Origin of the sequence: Mycobacterium sp. 5-140-3-2 (genome assembly GCF_035666375.1) — a bacterium.
GTDB lineage: Bacteria > Actinomycetota > Actinomycetes > Mycobacteriales > Mycobacteriaceae > Mycobacterium > Mycobacterium intracellulare.
This window is the reverse complement of sequence record NZ_CP142025.1, coordinates 3377157-3402755: the sequence shown is the minus strand read 5'-3', so window position 1 is coordinate 3402755 and position 25599 is coordinate 3377157. Positions and strand designations below refer to the sequence as shown.

6 protein-coding genes are annotated in these 25599 nt (G+C 67.7%); 3 read left to right on the top strand and 3 right to left on the bottom strand.

Annotated features, from left to right (window positions below):
• Positions 1-172: 172 nt before the first annotated feature.
• The 3 genes from P6281_RS15480 to P6281_RS15470 all read right to left on the bottom strand — a co-directional run bounded on the left by P6281_RS15480 (position 173) and on the right by P6281_RS15470 (position 6488).
• Positions 173-3088, bottom strand: a complete 2916-nt coding sequence (locus P6281_RS15480; RefSeq protein WP_009953331.1) for an MMPL/RND family transporter — start codon at positions 3086-3088, stop codon at positions 173-175.
• 89 nt (positions 3089-3177) lie between these two features.
• Positions 3178-6072 carry an MMPL/RND family transporter gene (locus P6281_RS15475; protein ID WP_009953332.1) on the bottom strand — a complete coding sequence of 965 codons (2895 nt, stop codon included), beginning with the start codon at positions 6070-6072 and terminating at the stop codon, positions 3178-3180.
• Positions 6069-6488, bottom strand: a complete 420-nt coding sequence (locus tag P6281_RS15470; protein WP_036390192.1) for an MmpS family protein — start codon at positions 6486-6488, stop codon at positions 6069-6071. The genes P6281_RS15475 and P6281_RS15470 overlap by 4 nt, the downstream gene beginning before the upstream one ends.
• Before the next feature lie 867 nt (positions 6489-7355).
• Between P6281_RS15470 and P6281_RS15465 the strand changes: the two genes are divergently transcribed.
• Genes P6281_RS15465 through P6281_RS15455 form a run of 3 tightly spaced genes read left to right on the top strand, consistent with a single transcriptional unit; the run spans position 7356 to position 25560 of the window.
• Positions 7356-7586 (top strand): MbtH family protein, encoded by a 231-nt coding sequence (locus tag P6281_RS15465; RefSeq protein ID WP_003877688.1) that lies wholly within the window; start codon positions 7356-7358, stop codon positions 7584-7586.
• 44 nt (positions 7587-7630) lie between these two features.
• On the top strand, positions 7631-17905 hold the full coding sequence (locus P6281_RS15460; RefSeq protein WP_324738414.1) for a non-ribosomal peptide synthetase: 10275 nt from the start codon (positions 7631-7633) through the stop codon (positions 17903-17905).
• Positions 17902-25560: a non-ribosomal peptide synthetase gene (locus P6281_RS15455; RefSeq protein ID WP_324738413.1), complete on the top strand. Its 7659-nt coding sequence runs from the start codon at positions 17902-17904 to the stop codon at positions 25558-25560. The genes P6281_RS15460 and P6281_RS15455 overlap by 4 nt, the downstream gene beginning before the upstream one ends.
• The last annotated feature ends 39 nt before the right edge of the window (positions 25561-25599 follow it).

Here is a 25599-nt window from a genome sequence, read left to right as displayed (position 1 = left end):
GTAGGAGTATTTCACGGTGCGTAACGGCGTGCTGACGGTATCGACAGATGACGATGTGGGGGAGGGGATGGGCTTGAAGCAAACTCATTGGCGTCCAATCTTTCTCGCCGCGCTATTGCGCGGAGGACATCGACCGCCTCGCTATCCGGGACAGCGAAACGACTAGGAACACCTAGACGGTCGGCCTGGCAATCGGGATCTCGGCCGTGGGGGCGTCCGCGTCGTCGTCCTCGCGCAGCAGGGTGCGCACGGAGGGGCGCGTGCCCACCGAGCGAAGCAGCAGGCTTGCCGGCCGCGGCCGAACCAACAGCGGCCACCAGAACCACCGCCCGAGCAGCGCCGCGATGGTGGGCGTCATGAACGAGCGCACGATTAAGGTGTCGAACATCAGGCCCAGGCCGATCGTGGTACCCACCTGACCGATGATGCGCAAGTCGCTGACCACCATCGATGCCATGGTGAATGCGAACACCAGGCCCGCGTTCGTCACGACCTTTCCGGTGCCGCCCATCGCCCGAATGATGCCCGTGTTGATGCCGGCGGCTATTTCCTCTTTCATGCGGGACACCAGCAGCAGGTTGTAGTCCGAGCCGACCGCCAGCAAGACGATGACCGACATCGGCAGCACCATCCAATACAGCTCGATGCCGAAGATGTACTGCCAGATCAGCACCGACAACCCGAACGAGGCGCCCAACGAAAGGGTCACCGTGCCCACGATGACAAGGGCGGCGATAAAACTTCGGGTGATGATGAGCATGATGATGAAGATCAGACACAGCGCGCCAACGCCGGCGATCAAGAGGTCGTAGGTCGAACCGTCCCGGAAGTCTTTGAAGGTCGACGCGGTACCCGCGATATTGATCTTGGCGTTTTCCAGCGGCGTGTTCTTGAGCGCCTCTTCGGCCGCCTGCCTGATCTTGTCGATGCGGGCCACGCTCTCGGACGTTGCCGGGTCGCCGCGGTGGGAAATGATGAAGCGGGCGGCCTTTCCATCGGGCGACAAGAATTGGCTCATCGCTTTCTTGAAGTCCGCATTCTCGAAGATGTCCGGCGGCAGGTAGAACGAGTCATCATTCTTGGAGGCGTCGAACGCCTCGCCCATGGCAACGGCGTCCTTGTTATTGCTGTCCATCTGGCCGATGATCCCGGACATGGTGCTGTGATTGGTCAGCATCATCTGTCGCATGTCCTCCGACATGGCGATCATCGGCGGGTACTGCTCGAGCAGCTGCGGCATCAGCTTGTCCATATTGTCGAGATCTTTGAGAAGATCCGTCAGTTTGTCGCTGAGTGTATCGATGCCGTCGAGCGTGTCGAATATGCTTCTCAATGACCAGCATATCGGGATGTCATAGCAATGCTTTTCCCAATAGAAGTAGTTGCGCAGCGGCCGGAAAAAATCCTCGAAGTCGGACACATGGCCTCGTAGGTCATAAATGACTTCGGCCATTTCCTTGGTCTTCTCGATGGTATCGTGCGTGATGTCGGTCATGCGCGATTGCAATTCGTAGATGCGCTTCATGATCTCGATTTGTTTCGCCATCATGTCCGCCTGGACGAGCATGTCATCCATACGCAGCTGCATGTACTTGATGTCCTGGCTCATCATCGCCTGTTGCATGCTGAGCAAAAACGGAATCGACGTGTGCTGGATCGGCGTTCCCTCCGGCCGCGTGATGCCCTGCACCCGAGAAATACCGTGAACCCCGAAGACTGCCTTGGCAAGCCTGTGCAGCACCAGGAAGTCCGCCGAATTCCGCATGTCGTGATCGGCCTCGATCATCACGATTTCGGGCATCATCCGCGATTGATTGAAATGACGATCGGCGGCCGCGTACCCGACGTTGGCGGGAACGCTGTTGGGCATGTACAACCGGTTGTTGTAGCTCGTCTTGTATCCGGGCAAAGTGGCCAGGCCGACAATGGCGATCGCTATCGTCGCGCACAGGATAGGTGCGGGCCAGCGGACGATTGCCGTGCCGATGCGGCGCCAGCGGCCGAACCCGATCGTGCGCTTCGGGTCGAATAACCCGACACCACCGCCGACGGTCAGAACCGCCGGAACCAGCGTCAAAGCGATCAGGACCGAAATCAGCATGCCCAAAGAGCAAGGCAGACCCATGGTTTGGAAGATGGGCATGCGGGTGAAGCTCAGGCACAACATCGCCCCGGCGATCGTCAGACCCGAACCCAGGACCACGGGGGAGACGCTGCGATAGGTGGTGAAAAACGCGGTTTCCCGGTCCTCGCCGGCCTGGCGCGCCTCTTGATAGCGGCCGAAGAAGAAAATGGCGTAGTCGGTCCCGGCGGCCATCGCCAGCGCGACCAGCAAGTTCACGGCAAACGTCGACAGGGCAATGAAGTTGTGATCGGCGATAAAGGCGATGACACCCCGCGCGGCAAAAACTTCGATGCCCACCGTCAGCAACAAAAGAATGACGGTAATGACCGAGCGGTACACGAAAAGCAGCACGATGAAAATGATCAAGGCGCCGATCATCGTCATTTTCAGAATGGATCGGTCACCGGCGAGCTGCATATCGGAAAAAAGCGCCGCCGGGCCGGTGACATAGGCCTGAATGCCGGGAGGCGGTGGCGTCCGCGCGATGATGTCGCGGATCGCCGCCACGGATTCCTGACCCTGCGTGGTGCCTTGATTACCCGCCAGGTTCAACTGCACATAGACGGCCTTGCCGTCGGGACTCTGGGCACCCGCCGCGGTGAGGCGGTCTCCCCACAAATCCTGCACGTGCTCGATGTGCTTGGTGTCGCTCTTGAGTTCGCGAACCAACTTGTCGTAGTAGGCGTGTGCCGAGTCGCCGAGCTGCTGCTGCCCCTCGATCACCAGCATCGCGAAGCTGTCGGAGTCCGATTCCTTGAAGTCCCGGCCCATGCGCTGCATGGCCTGGACGGCCGGGGCGTCCTGTGGGGCCAGCGGCACCGAATGCTGTTGGCCCACGATCTCGAGCCGCGGGACGCCGAAGGTCACCAGCAGGGTCAGCGCTACCCACCCGATGATGATGAGCGCCGAAAAGCGACGGATGTTCCGCGCGATGCGGGGAGGCCGAGTTCCTTGGGTCGTCATGCGGCCCCCAGCGTGTCTGCGGCGCTATCGCCCTGCGTCACGATGTTCCCCACGGTTGCTGTTCCCATCCTGAAGTGGAAAGCCGCCACTTACTGCGACTGCTTCAGCAGCAACGAACGCACCAACGGACGAGGCCCCGTGGGCCGCAGCATCGTGCTGGCGGGGCGGGGACGCACCAGCTGTGGCCACCAGAACCAACGCCCCAGCAACGCAGCCACAGAGGGCGTCATGAACGCACGCACCACCAACGTGTCGAACAACAGTCCCAAACCGATCGTGGTGCCCAATTGGGCGATGCTGCGCAGGTCGCTGACCACCATTGAGGCCATGGTGAACGCGAACACCAGGCCGGCGTTCGTCACGACCTTGCCGGTGCCGCCCATGGCGCGAATGATGCCGGTGTGGATCCCGGCGGACAATTCCTCCTTCATACGGGAGACCAGTAGCAGGTTGTAGTCGGAGCCGACCGCCAACAGCACGATCACCGAGGTGGACAGCACCGTCCAGTGCAACTGCATGCCCAGGAGGTACTGCCAGACCAATACGGATAGCCCGAAGGACGCGCCGAGGGACAGCAAAACCGTGCCGACGATCACCATGGCGGCGATAAAACTTCGCGTCATGATCAGCATGATGATGAAAATGAGGCAGAGCGCGGAGACGCCGGCGATCAGGAGGTCGAACTTGGACCCGTCCACCAAATCTTTGGTGATCGCCGCCGTGCCGGTGAGGTAGATCTTGGCGTTTTCGAGGGGGGTCCCCTTGAGCGATTCTTCGGCCGCCGTCTTGATCTGTTCCACCCGCGAGAGGCCCTCGGGTGTCGCCGGGTCACCCCGCTGCGAGATGAGCAGACGGAAGTCCTTCCCGTCCGGCGACATGAACACCTTCTCGACCCGTTTGAAGGCGTCGGAGCCGTTGATGATCCCCGGCGGGAGGTAGAAGGAATCGTCGTTTCTGGAGGCATCGAATGCCTGGCCCATGACACTCGGATCCTTGGCGCTCGAATCCATCTGACCCATGACCCCGGACATGGTGCTGTGCATGGTCAGCATCATGCTGCGCATGCCGGACATGGTTTCGATCATCGGCGGGATCTGCATGACCAGCTGCGGCAGGATCGCGTCGAGCTGATCGAGGTTTTTCACCATCTCCTGCAGCTTGTCGCTGATCAAGTCCACGCCGTCGAGCGTGTCGAAAATCGACCTCAGCGAGAAGCAGATCGGAATGTCGTAGCAGTGTTTTTCCCAATAGAAGTAGTTGCGTAGGGGCCGCCAGAAATCCTCGAAATCCGAAATATGATCGCGTAGCTCCGACGTGATGTCCTGCATTTCATGCGTCGTCTGGACCATGTGGTGAGTGGTGGCGACGAGCTCTTTCATCAGACCCAGCATGTGCTGCATGATGCCGATCATTTTTCCCAGCTCGTTGGCCTGGACGAGCATGTCGTTCATGCGGTCTTTTTGAAAGGCCATGTTCTGCATCTGGCTGGCCTGACCCATGCTGATGATCCACGGAATCGTGGTGTGTTGCAGGGGCACACCTTCGGGGCGGGTGACGGTCTGCACTGTGGCAATACCCGGGACAGCAAGCACGGCCTTGGCGAGTTTGTTGATCACCAACATATCGGTCGGATTGCGCAAATCGTGATCGGTCTCGACCAACAGAATCTCGGGCATCTGCATTCGCTGGCCCGGAAAGTGCCGCGCCGCCGCGGCGTACCCCACATTGGCGGGAATGCTTTGCGGAATGAATTTCTGGTCGTCGTAGCTCGGGTGGTAATTCGGCAAGGCCAACAGGCCGATCAGCGCAACGGCCAACGACGCAACCAGAATGGGCGCCGGCCACCGGACGATGGCCGTGCCGATCCGTCGCCACCGGCGGGCCGAGACCGCCCGCCGAGGCTCGAACAGGCCGAACCGGGCTCCGGCGGCCAGCAGCGCCGGCCCCAGCGTCAGCGCAATTAGCACCGCAACCGCTATGCCGACCGCGCACGGTATACCGAGCGGTTGGAAAAAGGGCAGACGGGTGAAGCTGAGGCAGAGCACCGCGCCGGCGATGGTCAAGCCGGAGGCCAACACAACCTTCGCGACCCCGGCGAATGTGGTGTAGAAGGCGTCTTCGCGACTTTCGCCGGCCTGCCGAGCCTCTTGATATCGGCCGACGAAGAAAATGCCGTAGTCGGTTCCCGTCGCGATGACCGCCGCGACCAGCAAGTTGACGGCAAAGGTGGTAAGGCCGACCAGCCCGAGATGGCCGAGAAGCGCGACCATACCGCGCGCGATCTGCAATTCCAGGCCGACGATGAGCAACAGAAGGATGACGGTGACAATCGATCGATAAACGATCAGCAACGTCAGGAAAATCACGCAAAGGCTGGCCAAAGTCACCAGCGCGACCGTCTTCGCGCCGGCGGCGTTCATGTCCGCGACGATGGCCGCGGGACCGGTGACATAGACCTTGAGCCCGGGCGGGGGAGAAGCCTCCTGCACGATCTTTCTGACTGCGGCCACAGATTCGTCGCCCGCGGCCGCGCCCGCGTTGCCGTTCAGGTTCACCTGAACGTATGCGGCCTTGCCGTCCTGGCTTTGCGCGGCGCCGCGGGTAAGCGGGTCGCCCCAGAAATCCTGGACATGCTGCACGTGCGTGTGATCGGCCTCTAACTGGCGAACCAAACGCGTGTAATACGTGTGCGCGTCGTCGCCCAGTTGCTGTTGACCCTCCAACAGGACCATGGCCATGGCGCCGGTATTGGTCTCCTTGAAATCCTCGCCCAGCCGCTCCATCGCCTTGAACGACGGTGCGCCCAAAGGACTTAGCGATACCGCATGCTCAGCCGAAACCTGCTCCAGTGAGGGGACGGCGACGCTGATGAGGACCGCGATGCCAAGCCAACCCAAGATGATGGGCACCGACAACCGGTGGATGATCCGCGCCACCCGTGATCGCGCGGCGGGCTGCTGGGTCTCCAATTGCTCGGTACTCATGTGGCAGTCAACACGCAGTAGGTGAATGCGTTCAATTGGTGCGAGATCCTCTCGGTCTTGACAACGCCGTCCACCACGATGCGGCAGCCAAGAGTGTCGCTATTGCCCTGCGCCACTACGTTTCCCACGATTGACGGCAACGTGGTCGAGATGTCGAACGTCCACGGCAGCACGATGCCGGTGATGTGGTTCGGCTCGCCGTTGGCGTCAAAGTAGCTGATGTCGGCCATCGTCCCCGCCGGGCCGAAGACCTCGTATTTCACGTGCTTGGGGTTGAACGGTTTAGTGTCCTGCTGCCGCGATTCGGCGTACGACGGGCGGTGCTCGGAACCGAATACGCCGTGCAACCGCGAAACGGTCATGCCCCCGGCAATAACCACCGCCACGATCACCAACGGGATCCACAGCCGCTTCAGCAGGCTGAGAACTGCGGCACTCTTTTGGGATCGATTCGTTTGACGGCCAGTTTGCTGTGTGGGTTCAGGCGAAGATCGGCGAGCAAAGCCCAAGAAACCGCGTCTCCGGCCAGACGGTTGGCTAATTTCTCGTCCTTCCGCGATGGTGTTGTCGGGCCGGGCCCGCACGTCGGATTCGACCACTGCACCCCCTTCAGCCGTCTTCATGTCCGCGCGGGCTCCGCCACCCGAACATGCAACTACAGACCGGTAGCAACACGCCAGACTGCGGCGCCTTGATGCGGTGTACGTCGCCGACCAGTCGTGTCTCCGTTACCTCATGCGAGCCCCGCCCCCGGGGAACGCGACCAGGTCTTGATGAGTAAACCACGCCCGTCGCTTCCGTATCAGTGCTTTGGCAACGCGATACGGGATCGTGACCGATTCCACCTGCGTAAACGGCGTTTTGCTGACCCCTCCGCCCCGGGCAGCGGTCGCCAACGCCGCGCAACCACCTAAGCACAGCAGTCGTCACGTGTCACCGGCCGGGAGGGTTCAACATGCCCTGCCGGGAGGCGGCAGCTTCGCCTCCGGGTGATTTTCGCGGCCGTCACGCGGTCGGCTAGGATGTGTGTCGACGAGCACAAAAACTTCATCGGCCTGAAGGACGTGCCTGCCCCAATAGCGATATTTCGCACCAACCGCCATTGATGCAGGTCACTGGAGCGAATTCAGGGGCATCGGGGCCCCTTCGCACACCAATCATTCGGTGGCGCCAAGACCTTCTCGGCCACACCAGGAACTTTCCCCAAACCGCCGACGGGCAGTGTTGCCCTCCACTATGGTTTGGACCTGTTCCACTCATGTCCACTATCTATCTGGAGAATTGTGAGCATCAATCCATTCGACGACGACAACGGCAGCTTTTTCGTCCTGGTGAACGACGAGGAGCAACACAGCTTGTGGCCGGCCTTCGCCGATGTTCCAGCGGGTTGGCGAGTGGTACACGGGGAAGCCGACCGAGCTGCGTGTTTGGAGTACATCGAGCAACATTGGCCCGACATCAGGCCGAAGAGCCTGCGGGACAAGCTCGCAACGGGTCGGGGTTTTGACCAGTAACCAGCCGGGGTACGGGGCGGGTGGGTGGAGACTTGGGGGAGTCGATGGCGAGGGATGATCGAACGCTGCCACTGACACGGGGTCAGCTCGACATCTGGCTATCCCAAGAAGCCGGCTTCGCCGGCACCCAGTGGCAGCTCGGCCTCCTGGTCAAAATCGACGGCCCGGTCCATCGCGATCAGTTTCAGCAGGCACTCACCCAGACGGTCGGCGAGGCCGAATCGGGCCGGGTCTCGTTCTTCGAGGTCGACGGCCAGGTGGTCCAGAAGCCGATCGACTACCCCCACGTCGAGCTCGAGTTCCATGACCTGAGGGGCGCGGCGGATCCGGTGCAGGAAGCCCGCGAGATGTCATCCGCCATTCAGCGCACGCCGATGCCGTTGAACGGCCAGATGTTCAAATTCGTGCTCTTTCAAACGGGGCACGAGGAATTCTATTTGTTTGGTTGCTGCCACCACATTGCGATCGACGGTTTGGGCATGGCCCTGGTCTGCCGCCGGGTCGCAACCATTTATTCCGCGATGGTGGCGGGAAAGCCAATTCCCGACGCCTATTTCGGTTCGGCGCAGGACCTGGTCGACCTCGAGTCCGAGTACGAGGCTTCCGAGGATTACCTCGAAGACAAGGCCTATTGGAGCGAGCACCTTCCGCCGGAGAGCGGACCGGTCGACCGGCTGCCCGATGCGGGCACCGAGCAAGACCATTACTCGCCGTCCGCGTCGGTCCAGTTGGACCCCTCGGTCGTCAACCGGATCAAGGAGTTGTCCAAGAAGCTGGCCATCCGCCGGTTTTCGGTCACCACCGCCGCGTGCGCGCTGTTGGTGCGCGGATGGTCGGGCAGCGGCTCCGAGGTGGCGCTGGACTTCCCGGTCAGCAGGCGGGTGACTCCCGAGTCGAAGACGCTCCCGGCAATGCTGGCCGGTGTCGTGCCGCTGGTCCTGTCGACGGAACCGCAGACGACGGTTGCCGACTTCTGCAAGCACGTCGACAAGCGGATCCGCGAACTGCTGAAGCATCAACGTTTTCCCGCGCACACCCTCGAGGGCGACGGCCTGCGGCAGGCGCCGAACCGGGTGGGCATCAATTTCCTACCGATGAGGCTGACCCTGGACCTGGCCGGCTCGCCGGCGACGGCGTCGTACACCAACCACGGGCCGGTCGGGCACTTCGGGTTGTTCTTCCTCGGCGCCGGTGACCAGCTCTTCCTCAGCACCGCGGGCCCGGGCCAACCGTTCGCCGGCTTCGGCGTCGCCGACCTGGCGGGACGGCTGCAGCAGATCCTGGCGGCCATGACCGCCGACCCCGAGCGGCCGCTGTCGTCGATCGAGCTGCTGACCCCCGACGAGCCCGCACTCATCGACCGGTGGAGCAACCGGCCGGCATTGGCCGAGCCCGCACCGGCCCCGGTGTCGATTCCGGCCGCGTTCGCCGAGCACGTGCAGCGCACCCCGGAGGCGCCGGCCGTGACATTCGGCGACCATTCGCTGACCTACGCCGAGCTCGACGAGGCGTCGAACCGCTTGGGGCACCTGCTCGCCGGCCACGGCGTCGGACCGGGTGACTGCGTGGCGGTGCTGTTCCCCCGCTGCGCGGACGCCATCGTTTCGATGCTGGCGGTGCTCAAGACCGGGGCGGCCTACGTGCCGATCGACCCCGCGCACGCGTCGTCGCGGATGGACTTCGTGCTCTCCGATGCCGCGCCCAGCGCGGTGATCACCACGGCGGAACTGCGCCCGCGGCTGGAGGGGCATGACGTTTTCGTCGTCGATGTGCACGACCCCGCCGTCGACAGCCAGCCCAGCACCGCGCTGCCGAACCCGGCCCCCGAGAACGTCGCCTACATCATCTATACGTCCGGAACGACGGGGACCCCCAAAGGCGTCGCCATCCCTCATCTGAACGTCACATGGCTGACCGAGTCGCTCGACGCCGCCCTGCCGCCCGGAAATGTCTGGACGCAAAGCCATTCCTCGTCTTTCGACTTCTCGGTGTGGGAGATCTTCGGCGCGCTGCTGCGCGGCCGGCGGCTGCTGGTGGTGCCCGAATCGGTGGCGTCCTCCCCGCAGGATTTCCACGACCTGCTGGTCGCGGAGAAAGTCAGCGTGCTGACCCAGACGCCATCCGCGGTCGCGATGCTGCCTGCCGAGGGCCTGGAGTCCACGGCGCTGGTGGTGGCCGGCGAGGCCTGCCCGACCGACGTCGTCGACCGGTGGGCGGCCCCCGGCCGGGTCATGATTGATGCCTACGGCCCGACCGAGACCACGGTCTGCGCGTCGATCAGCACGCCGCTGACGCCCGGCTCGCCGGTGGTGCCGATCGGCTCCCCCATAGCCGGGGCGGCGATGTTCGTGCTCGACAAGTGGCTGCAGCCGGTGCCCGCCGGTGTGGTCGGCGAGTTGTACCTGGCGGGTCGCGGCGTCGGGCACGGCTACGTGCGCCGGCCAGGGCTGACCGCGTCGCGGTTCGTGGCCAACCCCTTCGGCGGCCCCGGGGCACGCATGTACCGCACCGGGGACCTGGTGTGCTGGGGTCCCGACGGGCAGCTGCAGTACCTGGGCCGCGCCGACGAGCAGGTCAAGATTCGCGGCTACCGCATCGAACTCGGCGAAATCCAGGCGGTCTTGGCCGGGCTCGACGGCGTGGACCAGGCGGCGGTGATCGCCCGCGAGGACCGCCCCGGCGACAAGCGCCTCGTCGGCTACGTCACCGGCACCGCCGACCCCGCGGCGCTGCGCGCCCAACTGGCCGAAAAGCTTCCGCCGTACATGGTGCCGACCGCGGTGATGGTGCTCGACGCGCTGCCGCTGACCGGCAACGGCAAGCTCGACAAGCGCGCCCTGCCCTCGCCGGAATACACCGCGAGCGAATACCGGGCCCCGGCCGACGCGATCGAGGAGATCCTGGCCGACATCTACGCCCAGGTGCTGGGCGTGGAGCGCGTCGGCGTGGACGACTCGTTCTTCGACCTGGGCGGCGACAGCATCCTGTCGATGCAGGTGGTGTCCCGCGCGCGGGCGGCCGGCGTCATCTGCCGCCCCCGGGACGTCTTCGTCGAGCAGACCGTGGCGCGGCTGGCGCGGGTGTCCGAGGTGGCGGTCGACGGCGACCTCGGTGCGGCCGACGAGGGGATCGGCCCCGTGGTGGCCACCCCCATCATGCGGTGGCTGCAGACCATCGACGGCCCGATCGACGAGTTCAACCAGACCATGGTGCTGGCGGCGCCCGCGGGTGTGAGCGCCGACGACGTGGCGGTGGTGCTGCAGGCCCTGCTCGATCGCCATCCCATGCTGCGGCTGCGCGTGCAGGACGACGGCGCCGGCGGCTGGTCGCTCGAGGCGCCCGAGGCCGGGTCGGTGCAGGCCGGTGACTGCCTGCGCACGGTCGACACGCTCTCCGACGCGGACCTGGTCGAGGCCCGTTCCCGGCTCAACGTGGCCGACGGGGTCATGGTGAGCGCGGTATGGGCAAGTGCGACAAGCCAATTGGCGTTGATCATCCACCACCTGGCCGTCGACGGTGTGTCGTGGCGGACCCTGATCGAGGACCTCAACATCGCCTGGGTCCAGCATCACAACGCCCAACCGGTGGCGTTGCAGGCGCCCGGGACCTCGTTCGCCCGGTGGTCGTCGCTGCTGGCCGAGCACGCGAAGGACCCGGCCGTCCTCGAACAGGCCGGCGCGTGGCAGGAGGTGGTCGCCACCCCACCGGCGCTGCCGGCCGCCGGGCCGGAGGACACCTACGCGAACGCCGGACAGTTGTCGGCGTCGCTGGACGTCGAGACGACCCGCCTGTTGCTGGGGGAGGTGCCGGCGGCGTTTCACGCCGGCGTGCAGGACATCCTGTTGATCGCGTTCGGGTTGGCGTTCACCGAGTTCCTGGGGTCCGTGGGGACCGCGACGCCGATCGGCATCGACATCGAAGGGCACGGGCGCAACGAAGAGATCGCTTCCCGCGTGGATCTGTCCCGCACGGTGGGCTGGTTCACCACCAAATACCCTGCGGCGCTGTCGATCACCGGCGGGTTGAACTGGTCGAAGGTGGCCGCGGGTGACGCCGCGCTGGGGGCGGTGATCAAGGACGCCAAGGAGCAGCTGCGCGCCCTGCCCGACGGCCTGACCTATGGGCTGTTGCGCTACCTGAACACCGAGGTCGGCCTGCAGGGGCCGGACCCCGTGATCGGGTTCAACTACCTGGGCCGGCTGGCCGCGGGGGCCGACCTCTCCGAGGACTTGTGGCGCGTCAGCGAGGACAGCCTGTCGTCGGCCGCGGTCGCGACGGCGGTGGCGATGCCCTTGGCGCACACCGTGGAACTCAACGCCGGCACCATGGACACCGAGGACGGCCCGCTGCTGCACGCCAACTGGCGGTGGGCGACCTCGGCGCTGACCGACGAACAAGTAAACCGGTTGAGCCAGTTGTGGTTTGAGGCCCTGGCCGGCATCTGCGCCCACGTGCGTGCCGGCGGCGGCGGGCTGACCCCGTCCGACATCGCGCCGGCGCGCCTGAACCAGCAGCAGATCGACGAGCTGTGCCGGCAACACCAGATCGCCGACGTGCTGCCGCTGAGCCCCGTGCAGCAGGGTTTGTTGTTCCACACCAGCTTCGCGGCCGAGCTCGAAGACCTCTACGCGGTGCAGCTGGGCATCACCGTGAGCGGCAGCCTCGATCAGCACCGGCTGCGCGAGGCCGTGCAGACCGCCGTCAACCGCCACCCCAACCTGGTGGCGCGCTTCTTCGATGAATTCGGCGAGCCGGTGCAGATCATCCCCGCCGAGCCGGTAATGGCTTGGCGCTACGTCGAATTGGACGGCGGCTCGGACCCAGTGGACCAACAGCTCGAGCAGTTGGCCGCCGACGAACGCACCGCCGTGTGCGACCTGGCGGGCCAACCCGCCTTCCGGACCGCGCTGATCCGCATCGCCGACGACCGGCATCGGCTGCTGTTCACCATCCACCACATCGTGATCGACGGCTGGTCGCTGCCGGTCCTGCTGCGGGAGGTCTTCGCCGGCTACTACGGACAGCGGCTGCCCGCGCCGCCGTCGTACCGCAGCTACCTGATGTGGCTGGCCGCCCAGGACCACGCCGCCGCCCAAGCGGCCTGGCGTGAGGCGCTCGACGGGTTCGAGGCCCCCACCCTGGTGGCCCCGCCCGGCAAGATCGGGCGGCGCGCCGTTGCCACCTATGCGGTTTCGGCCGACACGACGCGGGCGCTCGGCGAGCTGGCCCGCTCCAGCCGCACCACCATCAGCACCGTGCTGCAGGGCGCCTGGGCGCAGCTGCTGACGTGGCTGACCGGCCAGCACGACGTCGCCTTCGGCACCGCGGTCTCGGGCCGGCCCACCGAGCTGGCCGGCGCCGACGCCATGGTCGGGCTGCTGATCAACACCGTGCCGGTTCGGGCCAACATCGCCGCCGCGACCACCGTCGTCGACCTGCTCGAGCAGCTGCAACGCGCCCACGCCGAGACCCTCGAGCATGAACACTTGGCGCTGGGCGAGATTCACCGCGTCACCGGGCACGACCAGCTGTTCGACACCCTGTTCCTCTACGAGAACTACCCGATCGACGCCGGCGCGATGATGGGCGCCCAAGAGCTGGCCGTCACCGAATTCAGCAGCCGCGAATTCAACCACTACCCGCTGTCGGTCGTGGCCACGCCGGGCCACGAACTGAGCCTGCGCGTCGAGTACGACACCGAGGTCTTCGACGCGGCCGCCATCGAAACGCTGATCGAGCGGCTGCGCCAGGTGATGGCGGCCATGACCGCCGATCCCGCGCAACGGCTTTCATCGATCGATCTGCTCGACCCCGCCGAACACGAACGGCTGGACGAGTGGGGCAACCGGGCCGTCCTGGCCCAGCGGCCCACCGGGCAGGAGTCGATTCCGGCGTTGTTCGCCGGCCAGGTCGCCCGCGCCGCCGACGCCGTCGCGATCACCTGCGGCGACCGGACGTTCACCTACCGCGAGGTCGAAGAGTCGGCAAACCGGTTGGCGCACTTGCTCGTTGGGCAGGGCGCGGGCCCTGGCCAGCGGGTGGCGGTGGTGATCCCGCGGTCGGCCGAAGCGGTGATCGCGATCTTCGCCGTCCTCAAGACCGGGGCCGCCTACGTGCCGATCGACCCGAGCGTGCCCGCGGCGCGCCTCGAATTCGTGCTCGGTGACGCCGCGCCGATCGCGGCGGTGACCACCGCCGAGGTGCGGCCGCAGTTGGGCGGGTTCGCCGGGCAGATCATCGACATCGACGACCCGATAGTGGCCGACCAGCCCACGACCGGCCTGCCGGTGCCGGCGCCGGACAACATCGCCTACATCATCTACACCTCGGGCACGACGGGAACGCCCAAGGGCGTGGCGATCCCGCACCGCAACGTCACGTTGCTGCTGGAGACACTGGATGCTCAGCTGGGGTTGGGCCAGGTGTGGACGCAATGTCACTCGCTGGCGTTTGACTTCTCGGTGTGGGAGGTCTTCGGGTCGCTGCTGTACGGCGGGCGCCTCGTGATGGTGCCCGACGCGGTGGTGCGCTCCGCGGAAGACCTGCACGCCTTGCTGGTTCGCGAGCAGGTCAGCGTGCTCAGCCAGACCCCGTCGGCGTTCTACGCGTTGCAGAGTGCCGACGCGTTGGCCCCGGAGCTGGGTGAGCAGCTGAAGTTGCAGACGGTCGTGTTCGGTGGGGAGGCGTTGGAGCCGCGCCGGCTGTCGACGTGGCTGCATCACCATCCCGGCCTGCCGCGGATGATCAACATGTACGGCATCACCGAGACCACGGTGCACGCGTCGTTCCGCGAGATCCTTCGCGGCGACGTCGACAACAACGTCAGCCCCATCGGGGTGCCGCTGGGCAACCTCGCCTTCTTCGTCCTCGATGGGTGGCTGCGCCCGGTGCCGGTCGGGGTGGTCGGCGAGTTGTACGTCGCCGGTGGGGGATTGGCCACCGGCTACGTGGGCCGCCCGGGGCTGTCGGCCACCCGATTCGTGGCCTGCCCGTACGTCGGCGCGGAAGCGCCCGGACAGAGGATGTATCGCACCGGTGACCTCGTCCGCTGGAGCGCCGACGGGCAGCTCGAGTACATCGGCCGCGCCGACGAGCAGGTCAAGATCCGCGGCTACCGCATCGAACTCGGCGAAATCCAGGCCGCCCTCGCCTCGCTCGACGGCGTCGAGCACGCCGCGGTGATCGCCCGCGAGGACCGTCCCGGCGACAAGCGTCTGGTCGGCTATGTGACCGGCACCGCCGACCCGGCGGAGGCCCGGGCCCAACTCAGCGAACGGCTGCCCGGCTACATGGTCCCGTCCGCGGTGGTGGTGCTCGACGTGCTGCCGTTGACCGTCAACGGCAAGCTCGACACCCGCGCCCTGCCCGCCCCGGAATACTCCGACGTCGACCGCTACCGGGCGCCGGCGAGCGCCATCGAGGAGATCCTGGCCGGCATCTACGCCCAGGTGCTGGGCGTGGAGCGCGTCGGCGTGGACGACTCGTTCTTCGACCTGGGCGGCGACAGCATCCTGTCCATGCAGGTGGTGGCCCGCGCCCGCGCCGCCGGCGTGGTGTGCCGCCCCCGCGACGTCTTCACCGAGCAGACGGTCGCGCGCCTGGCGCGCGTCGCCACGATCGCCAGCCCCGAGGACGACGTGGTCGACGAGGGCATCGGGCCGGTGGTGGCCACCCCGATCATGCGCTGGCTGCAGAACATGGACGGCCCCGTCGAACAGTTCAACCAGACGATGGTGCTGGCGGTCCCCGCCGACGTCACCGCCGACGACGTGCCGGTGGTGCTGCAGGCGTTGCTGGATCGGCACGCGATGCTGCGGGTGCGCGTCGAGGACGACGGCGTGGGCGGCTGGTCGTTCGAGGTGCCCGAGCCCGGCTCGGTGCAGGCCGGCGACGTCCTCGAGACCGTCGACGAGTTGTCCGAGGCGGCCCTGGTCGAGGCCCGGTCGCGGCTGAACCTGGCCGACGGCCTCCTGGTGAGCGCCGTATGGGCAAGCGCGACAAGCCAATTGGCGTTGATCATCCACCACCTGGCCGTCGACGGTGTGTCGTGGCGGACCCTGATCGAGGACCTCAACATCGCCTGGGCGCAGCACCACAGCGGCCAGCCGGTGGCCCTGCCGGCCGGCGGGACGTCGTTCGCCCGGTGGTCGTCGCTGCTGGACGAGCACGCGCGCCGCCCCGAGGTGGTCGAGCGGGCCGAGGAGTGGCGGCGGGTGGCCGCGATCCCGGCGGTGTTGCCGGCCGCGCAGCCCGAGGACACCTACGCGACGGCCGGGCAGCTGTCGGCGTCGCTGGACGTCGAGACGACCCGCCTGTTGCTGGGGGAGGTGCCCGCGGCGTTTCACGCTGGGGTGCAAGACATTTTGCTGATCGCGTTCGGGCTGGCGTGGACGCAGTTCATGGGCACCGGCGCGCCGATCGCCATCGACGTGGAGGGCCACGGGCGCAGCGAGGAGCTCGGCCCGCAGGTGGACCTGTCGCGCACGGTCGGGTGGTTCACCGCCAAGTACCCGGTGTCGCTGCGCGTCGGCGGCCTGTCGTGGGGCCAGGTGATCGGCGGAGACGCGGCGCTGGGCCCGGTGATCAAGGACGCCAAGGAACAGCTGCGCGGCCTGCCCGACGGCCTCACCTATGGGTTGCTGCGTTACCTGAATCCCGATGTGGACCTTGGTGATTCGGATCCCGCCATCAGCTTCAACTACCTGGGCCGGCTCGGCGGCGGGGCCGCCGACTTGTCGCCCGACCTGTGGCAGCTCAGCGAGGACAGCTTCGCGTTGGCCGGTGCGGCCGGGGCGGTGGCCTTGCCGCTGCCGCACACGGTGGAGCTCAACGCCGGCACCATGGACACCGCGGACGGTCCCCACCTGCAGGCCAACTGGACGTGGGCGCGCTCGGCGCTGGACGAAAAGCAGATCGGCAAGCTCAGCGAGTTGTGGTTCGACGCGCTGGCCGGCATCTGCGCGCACGTCCGCGACGGCGGCGGCGGGTTGACCCCGTCCGACATCGCGCCCGCCCGGCTGACCCAGCGGGACATCGACGAACTGCAGCAGCAGCACCGCGTCGCCGACGTGCTGCCGCTGACCCCGCTGCAGCAGGGCCTGCTGTTCCACACCGGCACGGCGCAGGGCGCCCAAGGCTCCGAGGACCTCTACGCCGTGCAGCTCGACATCTCGGTCAGCGGCGCCATTGACCCGGAGCGGCTGCGCGACGCCGTGCAGACCGTCGTCACCCGCCACCCCAACGTGGTGGCCCACTTCAGCGAGGACTTCGGCGAGCCGGTGCAGGTCTTGTCGGCCGATCCGGAACTGGCCTGGCAGTACGTCGAGCTGGACGCCGGCGGCGACCAAGACCACCGGATCGAGGAGCTGTCGGCCGCCGAACGCGTCGCCGTCTGCGACCTGGCGGGCAAGCCGCCGTTCCGGGGCACGCTGATCCGCACCGGGGACGACACCTACCGGTTCGTGCTCACCAACCACCACATCGTGCTCGACGGCTGGTCCAAGCCCGTCCTGCTGCAGGAGATCTTCGCCAGCTACTTCGGGGTGCGGCTGCCCGCGCCGGTGCCCTACCGCAGCTTCATCACCTGGCTGTCCGAGCAGGACCGCGCCGCCGCCCAGGCGGCGTGGCGCGAGGTGCTCGCCGGATTCGACACCCCCACGCTGGTGGGCCCGTCGGGCCGGATGGGACTCGGTCCGCGCGGCGTCGCCGAATTCCACGTGTCCGCGGAGACCAGCCGCCTGCTCGGCGAATTGGCCCGCTCGTGCCGCACCACCGTCAGCACCGTGCTGCAGGCGGCCTGGGCGCAGCTGCTGATGTGGCTGACCGGCCAGCACGATGTGGTCTTCGGCACAGCGGTTTCGGGCCGGCCCACCGATTTGGCCGGTTCGGAGTCCATGGTGGGCCTGCTGATCAACACCGTGCCGGTGCGGGCGACGATCGGCGCCGAAACCACCATCGCCGACCTACTTGACCAGCTACAACAGGCCTACACCAGGACCCTGGACCACCAGCACCTGGCGCTGAACGAAATTCATCGTGTAACGGGACACGATCAAATTTTCGACACAATGTTCGTGTACGAGAACTATCCCATCGATACCGCCGCGCTATCGGCCGTGGACGAGTTAACTATTAGGGGATTCACGAATCGGGAATACAACCATTACCCGCTTTCGGTTCAAGCCGTGCCGGGCCACGAAATTGGCCTCCGCGTCGAGTTCGATACCGACGTGTTCGGCGAGGCGAGGATCGAGAAGCTGGTCGAGCGTTTCAAGCGGGTGCTGGAAGCCATGACCGTGGACTTGGAGGAGCAGTCATGACCGTCGGTGCGGGACGGCGATTGTTGTCGATTGATCTACTGGATGGCGGCGAGCACGACCGACTCGACGAGTGGGGCAACCGAGCGATATTGACCAAGCCGGTCAAGGCGCCCACGTCCATTCCCGAAATGTTCGCGACCCAGGTGGCGCGCGCCCCCCAGGCGGCGGCGCTCAGTTTCGAGGGTCGCTCGATGACGTACCTGGAGCTCGACGAGGCCGCCAACCGGCTGGCGCACCTACTGGCCGAGCAGGGCGCCGCCCCGGGCGAGTGCGTGGCGCTGCTGTTCTCCCGCTCGGCCGAAGCCATCATCTCGATCCTCGCGGTCTTGAAGACCGGGGCGGCCTACCTGCCGATCGACCCCGCCCTGCCCGCCGCCCGCATGGAGTTCATGCTCGGCGACGCCACCCCGATCGCCGCGGTCACCACCGCCAGCCTGCGCACCCGGCTGGACGGCTTCGACCTGCCCGTGATCGACGTCGACGAGGCCGCCGCCGACAGCCAGCCCAGCAGCGCGCTGCCCGGACCGGCGCCCGACGACATCGCCTACATGATCTACACCTCGGGGACCACCGGCGTCCCCAAGGGTGTCGCGGTCACGCACCGCAACGTGACCGAATTCCTGAAGACCCTGCACGCCAAGCTGCCGTCCGGCGCGGGCCAGGTGTGGTCGCAGTGGCACTCCCTGGTGTTCGACGTCTCCGTGTGGGAGATCTGGGGTGCGCTGCTGCACGGTGGGCGCCTGGTCGTGGTCCCCGAATCGGTCGCGGGCTCGCCCGACGACCTGCACGACCTACTTGTCGCCGAGAAGGTCAACGTGCTGAGCCAGACCCCGTCCGCGGTGGGGATGCTCTCGCCCGAGGGCCTGGAGTCCACGGCGCTGGTGGTGGCCGGCGAGGCCTGCCCCGCCGAGGTCGTCGACCGGTGGGCGCCCGGACGCGTGATGATCAACGCCTACGGCCCGACCGAGGCCACCGTCTACGCCGCGATGAGCGCGCCGCTGACGGGCGACTCGGGCGCACCGCCGATCGGCTCGCCGGTGCCCGGCGCCGCGCTGTTCGTCTTGGATAAGTGGTTGCGGCCCGCGCCCGAGGGCGTGGTCGGTGAGCTGTACGTGGCCGGCCGCGGCGTGGCCACCGGGTACGCGCGACGGTCCGGCCTGACGGCGTCGCGGTTCGTGGCCTGCCCGTTCGGCGGCCCGGGCGCGCGGATGTACCGCACCGGCGACCTGGTGCGCTGGGGCACCGACGGTCAGCTGCAGTACCTGGGCCGCGCCGACGAGCAGGTCAAGATCCGCGGCTACCGCATCGAACTCGGCGAGATCCAGTCGGCCCTCGCCGCCCTCGACGGCGTGGACCAGGCCGCGGTCATCGCCCGCGAGGACCGCCCCGGCGACAAGCGCCTCGTCGGCTACATCACCGGCACCGCCGACCCGGCCGAGCTGCGCACCCAGCTCGGCAAGCGGTTGCCCGCCTACATGGTCCCCGCCGCCGTGGTGGTGCTCGAGGCGCTGCCGCTGACGGTCAACGGCAAGCTCGACAAGCGCGCCCTGCCCGCGCCGGAGTACCACAAGCGCGCCGGTGAGTACCGCGCCCCGTCCAACCACACCGAGGAGATCCTGGCCGGCATCTACGCCCAGGTGCTGGGTGTGGAGCGCGTCGGCGTGGACGACTCGTTCTTCGACCTGGGCGGCGACAGCATCCTGTCCATGCAGGTCGTGGCCCGTGCCCGCGCCGCCGGCGTGGTGTGCCGCCCCCGCGACGTGTTCGTCGAGCAGACCGTGGCCCGGCTGGCCCGCGTGGCCACCGACCGCGACGACGAGGAGGACGTGGTCGACGAGGGGATCGGCCCCGTCGTGGCCACCCCGATCATGCGCTGGCTGCAGACCGTTGACGGCCCGATCGACGACTTCAACCAGACCATGGTGCTGGCGGCCCCCGCGGGCGTCACCGCCGACGAGGTCGTCGTCGTGCTGCAGGCCCTGCTGGACCGCCACCCGATGCTGCGGCTGCGCGTCGAAGACGACGGCGAGGGCGGCTGGAAGTTGCACGCGCCCGACCCGGGCACGGTGCAGGCCGGCGACTGCCTGCAGACCGTCGACACCCTGACCGACGCCACGCTCGTGGAGGCGCGGTCACGGCTGAACCCGGGTGCCGGCGCGATGGTGAGCGCCGTATGGGCAAGCGAGACAAGCCAATTGGCGTTGATCATCCACCACGTGGCCGTCGACGGTGTGTCGTGGCGGACCCTGATCGAGGACCTCAACATCGCCTGGGCGCAGCACCACAGCGGTCAGCCGGTGGCCCTGCCGGTCGGCGGGACCTCGTTCGCCCGGTGGTCGTCGCTGCTGGCCGAGCACGCGCAGAGCCCGGCGGTCGTCGAGCAGGCCGACGCCTGGCGCGAGGTGGTGTCCACCCCGGCCCTGCTGCCGGCGGTGCGTCCGGAGGAGGACACCTACCAGACGGCCGAGCAGCTGTCGGTGTCGCTGGACGTCGAGACCACCCGGCTGCTGCTGGGTGAGGTGCCCGCGGCGTTCCACGCCGGGGTGCAAGACATTTTGCTGATCGCGTTCGGGATGGCCTGGACGGAATTCCTCGGTTCCAAGGCCGCTGGCGCGCCGATCGGCATCGACGTCGAGGGTCACGGGCGCCAGGAAGAGCTGGGACCGCACGTCGACCTGTCGCGCACCGTGGGGTGGTTCACCACCAAGTACCCGGTGGCCCTGACCATCGACGGGCTGGACTGGGCCAGCGTGGTGGGCGGTGACGACGCGCTGGGCGCCGCCGTCAAGGCCACCAAGGAGCAGCTGCGCGCCCTGCCCGACGGGCTGACCTACGGCCTGCTGCGCTACCTGAACCCCGACGTCGATCTGGGTGGGTCCGACCCGGTGATCGGCTTCAACTACCTGGGACGGCTCGGCGCGGCCGCCGACCTGCCCGGCGAGTTGTGGCGGTTGAGCCCCGACAGCCTGTCGCTGAGCGGCGCGGCCGCCGCGGTGGCGATGCCGCTCATGCACACCGTCGACCTCAACGCCGGCACCATGGACACCGAAGAGGGCCCGCACCTGCACGCCAACTGGACGTGGGCGGCCTCGGCGATGGACCGCGAGCAGATCAGCCAGCTCAGCCGGCTGTGGTTCGAGGCCCTGGCCGGCATCTGCGCCCACGTGCAAGCTGGCGGCGGCGGGCTGACCCCGTCCGACATCGCGCCGGCGCGCCTGAACCAGCGGCAGATCGACGAGCTGAGCAAGCAGCACCAGGTCGCCGACATCCTGCCGCTGACCCCGCTGCAGCAGGGCCTGCTCTTCCACGCCAGCTTCGCCCAAGACCCGGGCGACGACGTCTACGCGGTGCAGCTGGGCATCACCGTGACCGGCGCCCTGGACTCGCACCGGCTGCACGAGGCGGTGCACACCGTGGTGAACCGCCACCCCAACCTGGCGGCCCGGTTCTGCCCGCAATTCGGCGAACCCGTCCAGGTGATCCCGGCCGACCCGGTCATGGCGTGGCGCTACATTCAGCTCGGCCCCGAAGACCCCGACCCCGAACAGCGGGTCGAGGAGCTGTGCGCCGCCGAGCGCGCCGCGGTGAGCGACCTGGCCAACCGGCCGGCGTTCCGGGCCGCGCTGATCCGCACCGCGGACAACCGGTACCGGTTCGTGCTCACCAACCACCACATCGTGATGGACGGCTGGTCGCTGCCCATCCTGCTGCGCGAGATCCTGGCCAACTACTACGGCGACCAGCTGCCCGCGCCCGCGACCTACCGCAGCTACCTGACCTGGCTGGCCGGCCAGGACCGCGCCGCCGCGCAGGCGGCGTGGCGCGAGGTGCTCGACGGATTCGACGCCCCCACCCTGGTGGGCCCGGCCGGCCGGATGCGGCTCGGCCGGCGGGCCGTGGAGTCCTACCGGCTCTCCGCGGAAACCACGCGCGCCCTGGGCGAGCTGGCCCGCTCGTGCCACACGACCGTCAACACCGTGCTGCAGGCCGGGTGGGCGCAGCTGCTGATGCGGCTCACCGGCCACCACGACGTGGCGTTCGGCACCGCCGTCTCCGGTCGGCCCGCCGACCTGGCCGGCGCCGAATCGATGGTGGGCCTGCTGATCAACACCGTCCCGGTGCGCGCCAACATCGACGCGGAGACCACCGTCGCCGACGTGCTGGACCAGCTGCAGCAGCACCACAACGACACCCTCGAACACGAGCACCTGGCGCTGAGCGAGATCCACCGCGTGACCGGCCACGACGCCCTGTTCGACACCCTGTTCCTGTACGAGAACTACCCGATCGACACCAGCGTCCCGTTGGGCTTCCACGAGTTGGCCATCACCGATGTCACCAACCGCGAGTACAACCACTACCCGCTGTCGGTGATGGCGCTCCCGGGCCGCGAACTGGGCCTGCGCGTCGAATACGACACCGACGTGTTCGACGCCGCCGGCATCGAGAAGATGACCGAGCGGTTCCAGCGCGTGCTCTCCGAGATGACCGTCGACCCCACCCGACGGCTGATGGCGCTCGACGTCGTCGACGAGGCCGAGCACGAGCTGCTCGACTCCTGGGGCAACCGGTCGGTGCTGAGCCAGCCGGCGACCGGCACGTCGATCCCGGGGTTGTTCGCCGCGCAGGTGGCCCGCACCCCGGACGCGGCGGCGCTCAGTTTCGACGGACGCTCGATGACCTATCGGGAACTCGACGAGGCCGCAAACCGGTTGGCGCACTTGCTGATCGAGGAGGGCGCGGGCCCGGGCGAGCGGGTCGCGCTGCTGTTCTCCCGCTCGGCCGACGCGATCGTCTCGATCCTCGCCGTCCTCAAGACGGGCGCGGCGTATCTGCCGATCGACCCGGCGCTGCCGACCGCCCGGATCGAGTTCCTGCTCGGCGACGCCGAGCCGGTCGCCGTGGTCACCACGACGGGCCTGCGGTCGCGGCTGGAGGGCTGCCGCCCGACGGTCATCGACGTCGACGACCCGGCGCTGGACGCCCAGCCCAGCGACCCGCTGCCGATCCCGTCGTCGGACAACATCGCCTACCTCATCTACACGTCGGGCACCACCGGCGTCCCCAAGGGCGTGGCCGTCACCCACGACAACGTCACCCAGCTGGTGGAGTCCCTGCACGCCGACCTGCCGGAGGCGGGGGTGTGGGCGCAGTGGCACTCCCTGGTCTTCGACGTGTCGGTGCACGAGATCTGGGGCGCGCTGCTGCACGGTGGCCGCCTGGTCGTGGTGCCCGAATCGGTCGCGGCCTCCCCGGATGAGTTGCACGCGCTGCTGGTCTCCGAAGGCGTCACCGTGCTGAGCCAGACCCCGTCGGCGGTGGGCATGCTCTCGCCGGAGGGCCTGGACTCGACGGCGCTGGTGGTGGCCGGCGAGGCCTGCCCGGTCGAGGTCGTCGACCGGTGGGCGCCGGGGCGCGTGATGATCAACGCCTACGGCCCGACCGAGGCCACCGTCTACGCGGCGATGAGCGCGCCGCTGCAGGCCGCGGCAGCGTCGGCGCCGATCGGTTCACCGGTGCCGCGGGCCGCGTTGTTCGTGCTCGACCGGTGGCTGCGCCCGGCACCCGAGGGTGTCGTGGGCGAGCTGTACATCGCCGGCCACGGTGTGGCGACGGGATATTCGCGACGGTCCGGTCTGACGGCGTCGCGGTTCGTTGCCTGCCCGTTCGGCGGCCCGGGCGCGCGGATGTACCGCACCGGCGACCTGGTCCGGTGGGGCCACGACGGTCAGCTCGAGTACCTCGGCCGCGCCGACGAGCAGGTCAAGATCCGCGGGTATCGCATCGAACTCGGCGAAGTGCAGGCGGCGCTGGCCGGGCTGGACGGGGTCGAGCAGGCGGCGGTGATCGCCCGCGAGGACCGTCCCGGCGACAAGCGGCTGGTCGGTTACATCACCGGCACCGCCGACCCGGTCGGCATCCGCATCCAGCTGGCCGACCGGCTGCCGGCCTACATGGTGCCGGCCGCGGTGGTGGTGCTCGACGCGCTGCCGCTGACGGTCAACGGCAAGCTCGACAAGCGCGCCCTGCCCGCGCCGGAGTACCAGAAGCGCGGCGGCGAATACGTCGCCCCGTCCAACCCGACCGAGGAGACCATCGCCGGCATCTTCGCCCGGGTCCTCGGGATGGAGCGGGTCTCGGTCGACGACTCCTTCTTCGAGCTCGGCGGCGACTCGCTGTCGGCGATGCGGGTGATCGCCGAGATCAACACCGCCCTGGACGGCGCTTTGTCGGTGCGCACCCTGTTCGACTCGCAGTCCATCCGGGCTCTGAGTCAGCGGATCGCCAGCGGCGCCGACACCGAGAACGCCGCGGGGCCCGGCTTCGCGGCGGTGCACGGCGCCGACGCCACCGAGGTGTACGCCCGCGACCTCACGCTGGACAAGTTCATCGACGCGACGACGCTGGCGGCCGTGCCGTCGCTGCGCGCTCCCAGCTCCGAGGTCCGGACGGTCCTGCTGACCGGCGCGACCGGATTCCTGGGTCGATACCTGGTGCTGGAATGGCTCGAGCAGCTGGAACAGGTCGAGGGCAAGCTGATCTGCCTGGTGCGGGCCCGCTCCGACGAGGACGCCTGGCGCCGGCTGGAGAAGACCTTCGACAGCGGCGACCCCGAGCTGCTGCGGCACTTCCGGGAACTGGCCGAAGATCACCTGCAGGTGGTCGCCGGCGACAAGGGCCAGGCCAACCTGGGCCTGGACGACCAGACCTGGCGGCAGCTGGCCGACACCGTCGACCTCATCGTGGACTCCGCGGCCGTCGTCAACGGGGTGCTGCCCTACAACGAGCTGTTCACGCCCAACGTCGGCGGCACCGCCGAGCTGATCCGCTTGGCGCTCACCACGAAGATGAAGCCGTACGCCTACGTGTCGACGTCGGACGTGGGGCGCCAGATCGAGCCGTCGGCGTTCACCGAGGACGCCGACATCCGGGTCATCAGCGCCACCCGCGTCGTCGACGGCAGCTACGCCAACGGCTACGGCAACAGCAAGTGGGCGGGCGAGGTGCTGCTGCGCGAGGCCCACGACCTGTGCGGCCTGCCGGTCTCGGTGTTCCGCTCCGACATGATCCTGGCCGACACCAGCTACGCGGGCCAGCTCAACGTGGCGGACATCTTCACCCGGATGATCCTGAGCGTCGTGGCCACCGGCTGCGCGCCCAAGTCGTTCTATCAGCTCGACGCCGAGGGCAACCGGCAGAGCGCGCACTTCGACGGCCTGCCCGTCGAGTTCGTCGCCGAGGCGATCGCCAAGCTGGGCGCCCAGGTGATGGAGGGGTTCGAGACCTATCACGTGATGAACCCGCACGACGACGGCATCGGGCTCGACGAATACGTCGACTGGCTGATCGAGGCCGGCTACCCGATCGAGCGCGTCGGCGACTTCGGGGAGTGGCTGCAGCGCTTCGAGACCGGCCTGCGCGGCCTGCCGGAACGGCAGCGCCAGAACTCGGTCCTGCAGATGCTCCTGTTGCTGCTGCGCGATCCGAAGAACCTGCAGCCCGCCGAGCCGGCCCGCGGCGCGTTCGCGCCGACCGACCGGTTCCGCGCCGCCGTGCAGGAAGCGAAAGTCGGTCCGGACAACGACATCCCGCACGTCAGCGCGCCGGTGATCGTCAAGTACGTCACCGACCTGCAACTGCTCGGCCTGCTCTAACCGATCGCGGAACTTCAGCGCGGCGTGGCCCCTACGGAC

Excerpts from the sequence above, each read along its gene's own strand:
- P6281_RS15480 (WP_009953331.1), bottom strand. The coding sequence starts at position 3,088 with ATGACGACCCAAGGAACTCGGCCTCCCCGCATCGCGCGGAACATCCGT.
- P6281_RS15475 (WP_009953332.1), bottom strand. The coding sequence starts at position 6,072 with ATGAGTACCGAGCAATTGGAGACCCAGCAGCCCGCCGCGCGATCACGG.
- P6281_RS15460 (WP_324738414.1), top strand. The coding sequence starts at position 7,631 with ATGGCGAGGGATGATCGAACGCTGCCACTGACACGGGGTCAGCTCGAC.
- P6281_RS15455 (WP_324738413.1), top strand. The coding sequence starts at position 17,902 with ATGACCGTCGGTGCGGGACGGCGATTGTTGTCGATTGATCTACTGGAT.